General features: G+C 52.1%; 12 protein-coding genes. 7 read left to right on the top strand and 5 right to left on the bottom strand.

The features are described from left to right. Window positions 1-240: 240 nt before the first annotated feature. From ACR3EG_RS16645 to ACR3EG_RS16635, 3 genes are all read right to left on the bottom strand, one after another. The gene (locus ACR3EG_RS16645; RefSeq protein ID WP_480497437.1) at window positions 241-888 is read right to left on the bottom strand and encodes an MAE_28990/MAE_18760 family HEPN-like nuclease; all 648 of its coding nucleotides are present in this window, start codon (window positions 886-888) and stop codon (window positions 241-243) included. Next, window positions 885-2,003, bottom strand: a complete 1,119-nt coding sequence (locus ACR3EG_RS16640; protein ID WP_480497435.1) for a GmrSD restriction endonuclease domain-containing protein — start codon at window positions 2,001-2,003, stop codon at window positions 885-887. Before ACR3EG_RS16640 ends, ACR3EG_RS16645 begins: the two co-directional genes overlap by 4 nt. 281 nt (window positions 2,004-2,284) lie before the next feature. Further along, a complete protein-coding gene (locus ACR3EG_RS16635) occupies window positions 2,285-3,643 on the bottom strand; it encodes a hypothetical protein (RefSeq protein WP_480497433.1) in 1,359 nt (452 codons plus the stop codon). A 158-nt stretch (window positions 3,644-3,801) separates the two neighbouring features. On the opposite strand from ACR3EG_RS16635, the gene ACR3EG_RS16630 reads away from it, so the two are divergent. Beyond that, window positions 3,802-4,473 carry a hypothetical protein gene (locus ACR3EG_RS16630; RefSeq protein WP_480497431.1) on the top strand — a complete coding sequence of 224 codons (672 nt, stop codon included), beginning with the start codon at window positions 3,802-3,804 and terminating at the stop codon, window positions 4,471-4,473. Between the two features lie 156 nt (window positions 4,474-4,629). Here ACR3EG_RS16630 and ACR3EG_RS16625 read toward each other — a convergent pair whose 3' ends face one another. Then, on the bottom strand, window positions 4,630-5,460 hold the full coding sequence (locus ACR3EG_RS16625; RefSeq protein WP_480497429.1) for a hypothetical protein: 831 nt from the start codon (window positions 5,458-5,460) through the stop codon (window positions 4,630-4,632). Between the two features lie 110 nt (window positions 5,461-5,570). Then, entirely contained in the window at window positions 5,571-6,149 is a 579-nt protein-coding gene (locus tag ACR3EG_RS16620) for a hypothetical protein (RefSeq protein ID WP_480497427.1), read from the bottom strand. A gap of 109 nt (window positions 6,150-6,258) precedes the next feature. Between ACR3EG_RS16620 and ACR3EG_RS16615 the strand changes: the two genes are divergently transcribed. From ACR3EG_RS16615 to ACR3EG_RS16590, 6 genes are all read left to right on the top strand, one after another. After that, on the top strand, window positions 6,259-6,525 hold the full coding sequence (locus ACR3EG_RS16615) for a helix-turn-helix domain-containing protein (RefSeq protein ID WP_480497426.1): 267 nt from the start codon (window positions 6,259-6,261) through the stop codon (window positions 6,523-6,525). 372 nt (window positions 6,526-6,897) lie between these two features. Further along, window positions 6,898-7,656, top strand: a complete 759-nt coding sequence (locus tag ACR3EG_RS16610) for a hypothetical protein (RefSeq protein ID WP_480497424.1) — start codon at window positions 6,898-6,900, stop codon at window positions 7,654-7,656. Next, window positions 7,653-9,863 (top strand): Mu transposase C-terminal domain-containing protein, encoded by a 2,211-nt coding sequence (locus ACR3EG_RS16605; protein WP_480497422.1) that lies wholly within the window; start codon window positions 7,653-7,655, stop codon window positions 9,861-9,863. The genes ACR3EG_RS16610 and ACR3EG_RS16605 overlap by 4 nt, the downstream gene beginning before the upstream one ends. Then, complete coding sequence (locus ACR3EG_RS16600) at window positions 9,799-10,851, top strand: TniB family NTP-binding protein (protein ID WP_480497420.1); 1,053 nt, start codon at window positions 9,799-9,801, stop codon at window positions 10,849-10,851. The genes ACR3EG_RS16605 and ACR3EG_RS16600 overlap by 65 nt, the downstream gene beginning before the upstream one ends. Further along, entirely contained in the window at window positions 10,848-12,665 is a 1,818-nt protein-coding gene (locus ACR3EG_RS16595; RefSeq protein ID WP_480497418.1) for a TniQ family protein, read from the top strand. Before ACR3EG_RS16600 ends, ACR3EG_RS16595 begins: the two co-directional genes overlap by 4 nt. A gap of 111 nt (window positions 12,666-12,776) precedes the next feature. Continuing rightward, window positions 12,777-13,595, top strand: coding sequence for a nucleotidyltransferase domain-containing protein (locus tag ACR3EG_RS16590; RefSeq protein WP_480497416.1), 819 nt, complete (start codon window positions 12,777-12,779; stop codon window positions 13,593-13,595). Window positions 13,596-13,654 lie beyond the last annotated feature (59 nt).

The raw sequence follows: 13,654 nt of genomic DNA, 5'->3' as shown, positions 1-13,654 counted from the left end.
TCCTCACCCTGACGGCCAGGGGCGTTTGGCTTGTCCAAATCCCGCTGGCCCACGAAAGGAAAGTGGTGGGGAAGAAAGCCCACCGCAATTTGCGATTGTATCATTCTGTCGAACTGAAAAAGTAACAGTCTGGCCACCAATCAGACCTTCACTGCGGTTGCGGCATCGGTACCCCTGAAGGTGGCCATGCGCAGGAAGCGGACTTTGCAAACGATTCCTCAGAATAAAACACTGCCGCTCTTACGCTGCCAAGTATGATTTGAGCTGAACCCTGTTGTCGAGGGCATCACCAAACATTCTCATCAATCCTATGGTTTTGCCCGCTAATTCATCCAAGTCACTTTTAGCGACGAAAGTATCTTCGCCGTGGGCAATAGCGTTGCGTCGCTTCAGTAGGATCGCGTCAATGAAACTCTCATGCTCATCAAATTCTTCGCTCGATATCTCGCAAACTAGGCAAATTTCACGGAGCACTTCCGAGTTCAAATTGGACTTTGTGTTCACTAGGTCATCATTCACACGAGAAAATTGTTTGCTCGAAGCCATTAGAATTTCATCCAACAACGCACATTTGGACGCCAAGTTACTCTTGCTTGTTGAAAGTGCCGACAATCTTGGCAGGAAATAGTTTTTCAGGAACTGCGGACTAAGGTTCGCGTACTGAAATTTGCGCAAGGCTATATGAGTTAAATACAACCTTGCCGAATTTCTAACATGTCCTTCCCAATGAGCGTACGAGACAGTTACCAATGCTCGAAGAAGTACTTTTTCTAGAGATTGGTCGGCTCGCCGGATTGCAGTCTTGAGGTCAGATATCTCCCGGATTCGCCATGTCCTGTCGGAAATGACAAGCTGTGAGAAGTCGTTGGCAGAATATGGTTTGCTCATGGTCTAAACCAATGGTTCCCGAATGGGACTGTCTTCTGAATCCTTGTTGTCCCGCGCATCCCTGGCGAGACAAAATCCGTAACCTCAGGCTGCGACCAAAAGGCTCGTGATTTATCTCGAACGAATTGAACAGGATCTTGTTCCTGAAGAATTTCTCCAAGATTGCGCGCAACACCTACTGCGATGGCTTCTAACCCAACCAAGCCGACGCGCCCGCTATATGCTCCTTGATCAAATCTTCGAAGCACATCACCTCCCGCGGCTTGATAAAGTAAATTAATGGTCGAGTTTATGGTCTCGGTGGCTTCAGCGATGTTTCCTGTCGTGGCGAGCGAAACAATTCCTTCGTCAATGTACTCGCCGACATCGAGTTTGCCATCGTAGTCTACGAACGTGTGAACCAGCAGTCTTACGGCCATTTCGATATGCCGTTGCTTCTCGGTTTGGCTTTCTTTGAGGCCCGTTACTGAAAGAAAATTGCTAGTCTCTGCCGCGGCTTTTAAACCCCGGAAGTAATCAGCATTGACCATCAGAATTATGCAATTTCTGATTTCTTGTTCGTTAGCCGCGGTGCCTCCAGCATTGAGTCTTTGAAACAAATCAAACTTTGTCATGCTGTCGCTCGGCCGCTTGAGGATTTCCACTCCGATCCGTGATCGCTTGATCGCTAGTTGAAGCCTTGTATCCAATTCAACTTGATCGCCGGGTGTGACTCCGTCAATCGCCTCACTTTTCGCCCACACTGCATTGTGCAAGGATGGTAGGTACTTGGTCGACTCTAGGACCGAAGGTGGGGTGACAACCCCGTTCTCATCCTTGAGCTTCCCCATAAATTCAAGGATGGAAGACAGTCTTTGCAGACCATCAACCAGCTCCCACTTCCCGCTTTCGAGCTCGTACACAAAAATGGATGGCAACGGGATACCGAGCAGAAGGGATTCAATAAGCTTGGATTTTTGGCTAATCTCCCAACGAAAGAGCCTTTGGAATTCAGGGGCAATAATAATATCACCGTCATCATAGAGGTTTACCAACTCTCCAATTGACATCTGGAAAGCATCTGTTCGTACATTCCGTTGGGCGGTATCAATTTCGTCTAAAAGCGTTTGCGTCACTTGTACTTTTCTCCTACGCGCAGACTACGTGAAGTTGCGCTTTTGGTGGAACTCTAGTGCAGCATTGAGGCTGATCCAATCACCTATGTGACACTCTACTTCGACAACTTGCGTCTCGGACCAGTTGCGTCATCTTGCGCGCGTAGCTCAACCCAAAATTGCAGCGAACATCATGAATTCGTCCAACCTAACAAATCGGAATGCCCACTTTGGGCTGTGGGTATGCTTAAACCCTCTTGGATATTGGTGGCGCTCGTGGAGCGGTTTTTCTTAAGCTCAGTTCAGCCTTCAAAGTCCTCAGCATCTTCGGCAATCGCATCTATCGATACATCTTCAGCAGTTGGTTTTTCCTGTTTGATCCTAGGCGCAGCCTTCTTCCAGATGGACAGATTTGCACCTACTTCGCCGTAAAATAGAGGAACGACTTCTTCCAAGTCAGATATGAAATTGGCCTGTTGTGTGAACCGACCACCGAGGCGCTTGGATAAAAATACATGGAAGCCGTGCGTAACCAAATGGTCCTTGCCTTCTTGGCAGATATCAATGTCTTCCCGGAGTTCTGAGACTAAGTGCTGCGTCGGCTCGCTGGCACCAGGCCAAAGCAAGCGAATATACAGCCCATCCATGTTGTCGACCTTGATCTGCCGAAGAAGCCAATTCAGTCTGGCTTTTGTCGATTTCTTATCTTCAGGTGCTCGGATGGTCATACCGACGTCGACGCACCGCCGCTTCAGGTCTGCAGTGACTTCGATAGGGGCTGCCGTATCCGGAACATCCAATGTGCATTGGAGCTGGTGGTGTTCGCGAAGCATCAACAGCTCATCCTTTTTTCGCTGAGCCGGATCATTGATGTGCTTGCGCGACAGTTTCTCACTGACGGATGTTTCCACCAATCGGCTCAAGATCAACGACAGGTCTCGGGTCTCCTGGTGCCAAGCATCGACTACGATCTGCGCCTCCGGCGATCGTGCTGGAACGACACCGCCAGACGACACCAGTTTGTTGAGATCGCCCCATTCTTTGGGCATCCTATGGAAGCCCTGCACACCAGCGCTCTCGTGGTTGAGGAAACGCCTAAGCTCATTCAGCAACAGTAGTTGGTCCTTGTCCTCGACCTGCTCATTGCTGATCAGCAACTCCGCAGTCGTGACCACATGCATCCAGGACCAGTGATACACGGGTATCTTGGACCTGCTTCTCCTGACTTCCTCAACAGGGTGCGCGGTCGGCGTAGTCGCGAATTGATTGGATATCGTGATGACGCAATCGACGCCGTTCTCTTTGGCAAGAGCACGGTATCTTTCAATTTGCTCAGCATCGAGGGTGTTGTTCCCAACTTTGGTTTCGACAAGAGCCTTCCACTCGCGGGAGCCAACCTTCAGGACAATCAATCCGTCGGGCCGATCCTTGATTGTCTTGGATTGGTTCTTGAACACAACCTCGGTGAAAGCATGAACCTGTGCCCGTTTCCCGCGCTTCTGGCCTATTGATTGCAGCAGCGCGGCTCCCAGCTCTTCAATCTGAACCATACAGGCCAGCACAATGGACGTTGTGCGGCCTTCCTTTGACGTGGTTGAGAGAACGGGGAACAAACGGGCAGCTTCGCCTTGAGCCAGGTAATCTGGCAACTTTTCAGTCATCTATGCGCCTACAACTTGAAATTGAATGTCATGTCTCAAATAGACAGCCGCCGCAGCTTTCCGTCAAGTTTTCAATGAGGTATCGTCCACAAAACGTTGAGGGATACCGCTTCTCGCGTCGTTGAGTGACTACAGTTTTCAAGGAGTAGCGTATTTCAATGAAGTTCCATTCTGATTGGAAACTCACGCAATGGCATTCAGTTGAAAGAGTTGCCAACAATGACTTAACGCGTGTCGTCGCGTTGGTGCCGATCATTGGGTATCTGATCCTGTTCAACGACCAAATCGCGGAAATAGCTTCATTTCGAATGATAGCTGGAGTTGAACCGGGTGTGGAAACACCGTTCTACCTAACTGGTATAGCCAAGATGAGGCTGGTCTTCTTTGGTAGTCTGCTTTTGCTGATTTCAAACTTAATTTTTAAGGCCTTTCGTCCACAGGTTTTAAGGCTTGCCAAAGGTGACATTGAGTTTGCCGCCAGAGTTGGAGAACGTTACAGCGTCCACGAGCTTGCGGACATGGAAGCACATGTTTTTTCCGACCATTGGAAGCCCAGATTACCTTTGTTCTGGAAAGTGCACGACAAGTTCAGGAGCAAGAAGCCGTTGGTTTCAGGTTACCGGCCAGATGTGCGAACGTTCATGTTCAACAAGCATGGCGACTACATCAGCTACCTTTCACGAGAATGGTGGACCGGTGAGATGCATACATTCCGTTTAGCGCGCTTCGTGTCACTAAGCCTGGGCGTCACCGGAACTTTCCTACTGGCAATTCCGACGCTAGATATCACGCAAGCCGTTTTCCGAGACGTTCTTCTGAAACTTTGGTGATTTGTTTGTCAGCTGGATCTGAAATCTGCTAAAAAACGAATGGCTGCTATTGGCTGCGAGCGGATCAATGCTAAGGCAGCAATGGGCTCTCACCCCCTCGCCGACGCACCCAACTGATGCTGACGGGATCTACTCCAGTTGCATTGCGGTGGTGGGCTAGCGTTCTCCTGCCACATCGGCCAAAGCCGCCTTTAGCACTTGGAAACAGACCTTGGCTGTATGTTGGTCAGGGGTGAAACCTGAGGCAAGCTGCTGGTACGGGTGGATGTAGTTACGGAAATCGCGAAGCCCGTGCCCAAACTTTTTGACATCGGTTTTTAGCACCCCAATCTCGCAGGCTACGTCGATGAACTGAGCAAGGCTCCATTCGTGAAACTTCTTCACGTTCCCCGCGCTGTTGGTCGGGCTGGCCTTTGCATTGTTAAACTTAGCCGGGCGTTTTTGCGCAGCGCCTAGAAGAACAGCCTCCAACACGCTGCCACAGAGGAAGATCACAGAGAGATTTGCTCCGACCTTTAATGCAGTGCGCGCTTCTGCAAGGCGCTTCTCGATGACAGGTATGACGGGCGCGTCGACAGGCAACTTACCGAGGTTTGGAATTGAATACTCAGCGTCTAGGAAGCTGCTCTCGGTCGGTGCTGCTCTTGGCTTAGCTTTTTTACCCAAGAGTCGATCAACGGCAACTCGCCCTTTTTCGAGTACGGGTTTGTCGATGTTGGCCCCGTCAAGCTCACAGGTTGCTACATAGGAATCCAACATCTCTGATAGGACCTTACCGACAATTGCATCCGGCTCTTGCTCCCAAAAAGCGCGCATCTTTTTGGCCTTTGATGTTCCGTAGGTCTGGTACTTCTGCCCATGGATGTTGATCCGATGCTTTTTGAAGAACTCGCCATAGGTGTTGTCGGAATAGTCCAAGACATACCCGCCACCCATGTCTAGCAAACGCTCCAGATATCGTTTTTCAATGTCCGTAAGACTGCTCATTGTCGCTTTTACTTTGCTTTGATTTCCAGAAATCAAAATCTGAAGTCGAGTGATTCTGCTTTGACTGGTTTGGTTAGATTAGAGAACTTCCTACCATCAGTCCTCACTTCTTAGGTGTTCGCTATTGCTTTTGCTTTGGCCCATGAAATCCGCAACCTTCTGCTCAATTCGTTAACTGAAGGACAGTCTTGAAGCGCTTTTTGAACTTCAGTGCAATCGAGTTGAATTGGAGGTCTTCCTGAGCGAATTGGAACTCCTCGATGCTTCAGGCCGTCAGAAAGTGTCGTTGTCTTCAGCCCATGGCGTTTTGCTATCTGCGCTAAAGGTATACGAGATTCATAGTCCTTGATTGCGCGTTCCCATGGATCCAAACCCAGCTGATCAAGCAGCCTCCAAAGAGACTTGCGAGAGCAATAGTACCTTGCACGTAGATCCTTGAGCGTTTCTACGGCATGAAAGTCTGAAATGAGATACTTAGACGAGAACTGAAAAGGCAACCCTCTAGTGTCTTTCAGCCAGACCGTCGTAAAGAGATCACCATCTTCGACCAAACGAATAACGGAGCGGTCTACCGCTGCCGGGTCAATTTTCCGGAAAGTTCTGTAGTTGTTCTGAACCTCCCACATGTCGTGGGCGAGCCTACAGGCGACTTTCTCCTTAGCTCGCATTTTCCATACCCATTCTTCCAAGAAGGTGCTTTTGCAATTTGGGGCAGCGTTTAAAAGATTTGACTGCCGTGCGCGCGATCAAATCTATTTGGGATAGTTGAAAAATCGACTCCATTCGCGAGGTCAATTCATGAGACACAACGATATCCCTATCGACCGAGCAAGGCACGCGCGGATCAAGTGTGAACTAGAAATCAGAGGGTTGAAGCTCACGGACCTAGCTCAACGGATCGGTGTCGGAGCCAGCGCCGTCAGCTCTGTGTCGCTTGGGAAAAGCCGTTCAGAGAAAATCGAAAAACACCTGGCTTCTGTGTTAAATCAGCCTGTTGAGGAGCTGTTTCCTGAGCGCTACGCCCAATCAGAGGTGGCTGAGGGGCAAAGCCCGGGAAGGTCGTAAATCCGAGATTCTGGAAAGGTTGTGGCGTCGCGATGGGACCCATTTGTGAGCCAGAAAGGACCGAAATCCTGTGTTTCAGGCAGAGGCCAGACAACGGTCTGCTGGGTGTGGGCTCGCCAGTTTACGCAAACTACTGAATTCGCGCATCGAGCAATCCTTAGTTGATGTCATCAATGCACTTGTCTCAGTGCTGTTCTAGCCACTTCAAAGAAAGGAGGATGACAGATGAGCCCCTAGAAAAAGCAAAGCCCCCGAGAGCTGGCACTCTCAAAGGGCTTGGTGCAAATGAATAGAACCCGTTTGCACCTCATTCATGACCCAAAATTTGTGACCCGTCAACCGCGCTGATCGTTTCAGCAGGCGGGTCGCCTTTTGTCTCCACAAATGAAGAGGAGCCGAATGGCGCGGACAAGACCCGCTGCCACGGCAAGAGATATGTCTAAAGATGACGACGACGATTTCTATCGTCCCCCCGAGCCTACCACGGCTGGGCTGATGTTTCCTGCACGTTCAAAATTCACTGTGCGCGGTTTTACCTTGGCCATGACCCCTGCCGAAATGTACTGGCGGCAGATTATTTTTGCCAGCCAACATGAGCGGGCAACCTGCCTTCTTGCGCTGGCAGATCCCAATCTTTGGAACCTGCATGATCAGCCTCGTCCCGTCAGCTACATTGACGCTGTTGGTCGACAGCGTTCGCACCGTTTTGACTACCTGGCCGAGTATCGGGACGGATCCAAGATTGCGATGGCCGTCAAACCTGCGGAACGGGTCGAAAAGCTAAACTTCCGAAGCACGCTGGCAGCTATCCGTCGTGATCTGCCGAAGGGATTTGCCGACAAAGTCTGCCTCATCACCGAGCGCAACCATCACCCAAAAGAAGTCCAAAACGCAGAGCTTTTGAACTTCTTTCGGCGCTGCCCGGACGATGAAGCCGATCTTCTAGTTGCCGAGTTTGTTTCGGGTCTCACTGACGAACTCTCGATCAGTGATCTCATAAATCCTCTGGGCCTTGTTGCGCGCGGGTTCCGCGCGGCTTTCCGAGCCATCTACGCGGGGCTTCTTAAGGCCAACACGCGTGAACTCATCTCCATCAACACAATCGTTGCCCCCGGAAAGGACATGCCATGAAAGATATCCAGTTTCAGCTTAACATTAGCCATGAAGACGCGGTGCTCGGAAAGGGTGAGCTTCACTTTGTTCAAAAGGTAGCGGACAACACCGTGACACTGCTTGCAAAGCAAGCGGGTGCTGTACCTCTGACGTTTACCCATGCGGAGCTCGCGAGTTTGCTCGAAGATGGGCATTTCTCAGTCCAATATGGCTACTTCTCCGATCGTCAGGCTGCACGCCGTGCGCGGGCTGGGCGTGCGCTGCTGTCGCGGTTGTCTCTCAAAACCCAGTTCAAGGCGTTTCTTGGCGAAGCCTGGTGTGAATCGATGAGTGAGGGTGAAGCCGAAGAGTGGTTCAACAGATCATCAAAGCGGTGGTCTGAATTTCTGCCGAAGCTGCAGGAGCGCGTACAGCAGAAGCTCCGCGATGGGCTGCTCAAAGGCATGAATGGCGAGGGGGTCGATCCCGCATTGCTCTCCTATGTGCCCGGTCGCAGCAGCATCATGAAAAAATACCGTGAGTGGGAAAAGACCAGAGATCCGATGATCTTTGTCAAAAAGTCGATCTTTAACGGTCAAAACGGAAAGCGCGTCCAGCCGCAGGTTGAAGCGATTATTCAGCTTGAGCTGTCAAACTACCTTCACCCCAACGAGATCTACCCTTCGCAAGTGTTGGAAGCCGTAAATGCTGAAGTGCGGCGAAAGAACACCGCCCTTGGCTTTGCTGGCGAAGATCTTCTTCTGGAAGCCTCACAGAGCACGATTGAACGGCGCATCAACGAGTTGGATCGGTTTGAAGTCGAGGCCGCGCGCAATGGCGTCGCGTATGCCAAGAACAAGCTGGGCGCCCATGCGGGGGGCATCAAACTTCACGCACCATTGCTGCGTGTCGAAATGGATGAGTGGGAAATTGATCTCATGTCGATCTTGCAAGCTGCAGGGGCCGATATCACCCATCCGAGCCTGCGCGATCTCGAACTTGGCCGCTACTGGGTATGCGCCGCCATTGATGTCGCCAGCCGCTCGATACTCGGTCTCAAACTTTCGACCAAGCCAAGTGCCGAAGATGCGAAAGCAGTTGTCCGGATGGCCATGCGAGACAAGACCATGCTCGCGTCCCAGTTGGGGTGCGAAACATCCTGGTCGCAGCATGGACATGTCTGTCACGTTGTCGTCGACAACGGACCGGCCTTTGTAAACGCAGACTTCAAGGCTGCGCTTTCCGATTTGGCGATCGACTATTCCGTTCTACCTGCTGGGGTTCCCAAATTGAGGGGAGTTATCGAGCGCTTGTTCCGCTCGATGGCGACTTTGTTGATGCCTTATCTGACCGGGCGCACCTTTTCCAATCCACGAGAAAGAGGGGATTATCCATCGGAGAAATATGCGGTGCATACCGCCGAGAGTATCTTGGAGTTGCTGGTGCGGTTCACGGTCGATGTCTACCACAATCGCAATCACCGGGGATTGGAGTACGCAACACCAAACAACATGTGGGGCAAGCTGGTCACCGAATTCGGCTGGTCTGCACCGATGAGCAAGCACAAGCTTCGTCATATCCTGGGGCTGAAATTCAATCGTGAGACTGGCCCACATGGCGTTTTGATGAACGGCGTGAACTATCATTCCAAACGTCTGGCGGAACACTTTCAAAAATACGGCCAGCAGAGTGTCGAAGTCAGTATCGATCCCGAAGATATGGGGCACATTTCTGTCTGGTTGGAGCGCGGCAAAGACAGTGGGTGGTCCACGCTGGGTGCAAGGATTGAGGGGCTCGAAGGGGTATCTTTCGCCTCCTGGGAGCGGTCAGTCTTTGAATTGCGTCAGAACAATCGCGCAGCGGCAAGCTTGACGCAGGGTGTGGTGGACCGCGCTATTCGGCGGATCAAGGAGATCGACGCTGAGCAATGCGCAGCGCGGCAGCTTGGCCCGATCAAGCTCACCAGCGATCAGATCAGACGTGCGCAGAAAGAGACGTTCTGGGGTCTGTCTTTAGGATCTGCACCGGACATTGCGTCTGACAAAAAGACAGCAATCTCTGATCCGGACGTTGGTTTCCTTTCAGATGAAATTCCCTACCTTCCCGGTCCGCTGCCCGAGGAGGAACCTGTGCTGCCGGAGGTGAATGAAGACGAGTGGTTCTTCAGCGATGAACTGGAGGATGAAGACGGCGACCACGGCATGGCCAGAGACGCAGATCAAGGCGAGGAGGAGGACGATGAGTAAGGACCCTCAAAACTTCCGGTCTGACAAAGACATCCGCAAAACCGTGCAAAACTTGAGAACTCTCCACATCCCGCGTCCGGAATTCAACAAGCTAGACGCGCGCTTTGGCAGTCTCCTTGAGCAGCGGCGTGCTGACGATGCCGACGGTGTCGTCTTCAAAGCCAGGAGCATTATGCTGGTGGGACAGTCGGGCAGTGGCAAGACCACAGCGGTAAGACATCTCGTTCACAAATATAGGCGTTTGATGGCCACAGACCCAGGTGAGGAAATCTGTGAGTATATCGGGCTTCAGGTGCCAAGCCCGGCTACGATGAAGTTCGTTGGTGCAGCTACGCTACGGGCGCTGGGATATCCCTATGCCGGCAACAAACAAGGACCGGCGATCTGGGATCAGGTCAAGGAACAACTCAAACGTCGCCATACGCTCTTTCTGGGCTTTGACGAAGCGCAGGATTTGGCTCGATACCAAACCGAGAAAGAGCGTCAGTCCGTCGTGAACACACTTAAGTCGATGATGGAAAACTCTGTCTGGCCTGTAAGTCTGCTGCTGTCTGGGATGCCGGGTCTCAAAGATATTGTAAACCAGGATGCTCAGTTGGCACGGCGGGTTGACCCGGTGGAAATCGGTCGATTGCATTCACTGCGCGATGTCGGTCCCGTCATCAAGATCGTTCAAAAATACGCTGATCGGGCGCAGATCAATGTAGCGGCCTCGGTTAAAAACGAAGCCTTTGCCATGCGGTTGATTCACGCAGCGGACTATCAGTTTGGGCTTTTGGCCGAGATTGTTGTCCTCGCGGTTTCACATGCGCTGTTTACAGAGGGGTTCGAAGCAAATCTGGGCATTCGGCATTTTGCAGCGATCTACAGCGAAAGGAATGGAGCAGAGACCTGGATGAATGTCTTCATCGCTGAGGACTACGGTCGCATCAATCCAAGAAAGCTCCTGGACGACGGAGACGGGCCTGAAGACGGAGAAGACGCATGAAGCCCCTGCTGAACCCAATTCTCCCCTTCACAGAAGGGGAGACCCCGTCAAGCTATGTTGCTCGGTTGGCTCGACTATACACGAGCACGCCCCGTGATTTCTGCTCGGATCTTGGAATGCGATGGCCACATATCTGCTCAGCGCATTTGAACCAGTTGGAGACGTTGTCCCTGCTAACCAGGGTGCCTCTGACCAAGCTGGAACATGGAGCGGCCAGGTTGATTGGCCCCTGTCGCTATCGCGTCGGGCTTTCATCAGCGACCAACGGTACGCTACGCCGTGCGACCATCCGCATTTGTCCACGATGTATTTTGGAGACCATGGAGGCTTCTGGTCCTGAGAACGCGTTTCAACTTGTTGAGTGGTTGGTGCTTCCGATTGGGACCTGCGCAAAACATGGCGTTCCGCTGCTCCAGCTTCCCAACGCGTCATACGTACATCGCACCTATGATGTGGTTGAACAAGTGACGCGTCACCAAGATCTGATCTTTGAAGCCGCTCAAGACGCGACATCGCTTGGGCGATCCTCGTTTGAAACCTACCTGAGCCGTCGTATTGAGTTTGGGGTCGCCGGTGATTGGTTGGACTCGCTGGAGCTAACGCATCTTCATCAGGCTGCTCTGACATTAGGTATGGCGATTGCCATGGATCGCGGCGTCGGCCGCTCGGATTTGGACTTCGAACAAGAGCGTACTTCCATGTCAGCTGGTTTCGAGGTTCTGAAGAGTGGGCCGGAAGCCCTGAAAACTGAGTTGGAGCGTGCAAGGCGCCGGTCTTCCTCAAAGCGGTCTTATTTCACGACCGATATGGGCGAATTCTATACCTGGCTGAAAGAAACTGAAGAGGACCCGGCGACAGCAGTGCTCAGGGCTTGTGTGCAGGATTTTGTACGGGAGAACTATCCGCTGCAGACCGGCGCGAAAGTTCTGGGTGCGGAAATCTCAGCACCCAAACTTATCACGCTTGAACGCGCGCGAGAGCTACATGGGGTCGGCGAGGTTCGGGTGCGAGGCATTCTCGCCCATCTTCGCGGTCAAAACGCGAGCGACCTGTCAGATATAAAAGATGTCAGCCATGAGGATCTGGCTGCCGTGCTCGACTTCTGGTCTGGGTTGCAGAATATCAAATCCACCGCGGTCCAGCTGAATATCCTTCCGGTCCATGTTAAGGCACTGATCCGGCATAATGTTCTGGAAGCCTATCGTTTTGGAACGTCTCTGCGCTATGTTCCATCCTCCTCGGTACAGACCTTGCTGATTAGGCTTGAAGGCCTACGCATTGCCTCTCGGGCACGTCATAGGTTGCCTCTCTCGGAGTACAGCCGACAGAGCGGGGTGGCCCTGGCTCGCGTTGTCGCCGATTGGGCGGCAGGCCGACTGACCGGCGTTTGCAGAGATCCGGACGTAGAGGGGTTGGCTGGAGTTCTTATCGACTGCGCTGAGATCCTGGAGAAATCGGAGCGCGTGTTTTCTGGTGATCTGTCGCTTCTGGATGCGGCGGCGCGCTTGAGAATTAGCATCGGGTCAATCCGGCTGTTGCGAGATGGTGGATACCTGAATCAGATAAAACTGCGAAACCCGGACACGCAGCATTATCGCTACTACATCACTGAAGAGAGTATTCAGGCTTTTGAAAAACACTATGTAACGCTGGGCCAAATGGCAGAGCAGTTTGAGATCGCCGCGATCCATTTGGCTCCGGCACTGGATCGCAGAGCAGTTGAGACAATCCCCTGCGAGGCTGGGTTTATTCGTGCCTACCCGATCGAGACACGAGACGTGGTTCGGGAACTAGCGACCAGAGTAACGAGTTAATCTGATCCGACGGTTTCAGTAGCCACAGCGCCGCGGTTGCTCCCCCAGGTCTTGTTAATAAAACCATGATGTACCGTTCCAGATGGCCGTCTTGATACTGTGAGAAACCCAATGAACCGTCTAACTTTCGCGTCCAGCGTTTCGCCTGAGAACGAGCAGGTCATCCAATCTAAGCTTACCGCTTTAGAAGCGGATCATGATGTCCGAGTGCTGTTCGCCATTGAAAGCGGTAGCCGTGCATGGGGTTTCCCGTCTCCCGACAGTGATTACGATGTACGCATCATCTATGTACATCGGCCAGACTGGTATCTGAGTATTGAGCCCGGTCGCGATGTCATCGAACTGCCCATCGAGGGCGATTGGGACATAAACGGGTGGGATATTCGCAAAGCGCTTGGTTTGTTGATCAAACCTAATCCAGTGATGTTGGAATGGTTATCCAGTCCTATCAGGTACAGATGGAATGATGCGATATGTGAACGGCTGATTGCCTTCGCAGCCAAGACGACCTTCGGCGAATCCTGTCTGCACCACTATCGCAGCCTGGCACAGAAACAGTGGGACAAGCATGTTGGTGAGAGCCTGGATGTGAGCTTCAAAACGTATTTCTACATCCTGAGACCCGCTTTGGCGATCTCGTGGATCCGGCAGATACCCGACACGCCACCGCCCATGAACCTGCATGATCTCATGAAAGATCAGGATCTGTCTCCCAACCTAGTAGGGCACATTGACAGGCTTTTGACTTTAAAAAGCAAAACCAAGGAAATGGGTCGTGGACAGCGCATAGCGGTCATTGATGAATTCATACACGATCAAATGGCGTGGGCATCCGTAGTGAAAAAGAACGAAGATCGCCACGACCTCATGACCGAGGGCAATAACTTGCTGCGGCACATAGTGAGAAAAGACGCGGGACTCGGTTCGTGATCTAACGATGGCCGCAACGGGCCAAACTGCTTCGGTCGTCTCAACGGCCACCTGAGCCA

Source organism: Ruegeria sp. AM7 (assembly GCF_056535965.1).
Note: the sequence above shows the minus strand (reverse complement) of the source record. Positions and strands in the feature narration are given on the sequence as shown.

What these genes read in the sequence shown, in the direction of transcription:
- ACR3EG_RS16645 (WP_480497437.1), bottom strand. Translation starts at nt 888, where the DNA reads ATGAGCAAACCATATTCTGCCAACGACTTCTCACAGCTTGTCATTTCC.
- ACR3EG_RS16635 (WP_480497433.1), bottom strand. Translation starts at nt 3,643, where the DNA reads ATGACTGAAAAGTTGCCAGATTACCTGGCTCAAGGCGAAGCTGCCCGT.
- ACR3EG_RS16630 (WP_480497431.1), top strand. Translation starts at nt 3,802, where the DNA reads ATGAAGTTCCATTCTGATTGGAAACTCACGCAATGGCATTCAGTTGAA.
- ACR3EG_RS16625 (WP_480497429.1), bottom strand. Translation starts at nt 5,460, where the DNA reads ATGAGCAGTCTTACGGACATTGAAAAACGATATCTGGAGCGTTTGCTA.
- ACR3EG_RS16615 (WP_480497426.1), top strand. Translation starts at nt 6,259, where the DNA reads ATGAGACACAACGATATCCCTATCGACCGAGCAAGGCACGCGCGGATC.
- ACR3EG_RS16605 (WP_480497422.1), top strand. Translation starts at nt 7,653, where the DNA reads ATGAAAGATATCCAGTTTCAGCTTAACATTAGCCATGAAGACGCGGTG.
- ACR3EG_RS16600 (WP_480497420.1), top strand. Translation starts at nt 9,799, where the DNA reads ATGAAGACGGCGACCACGGCATGGCCAGAGACGCAGATCAAGGCGAGG.
- ACR3EG_RS16595 (WP_480497418.1), top strand. Translation starts at nt 10,848, where the DNA reads ATGAAGCCCCTGCTGAACCCAATTCTCCCCTTCACAGAAGGGGAGACC.
- ACR3EG_RS16590 (WP_480497416.1), top strand. Translation starts at nt 12,777, where the DNA reads ATGAACCGTCTAACTTTCGCGTCCAGCGTTTCGCCTGAGAACGAGCAG.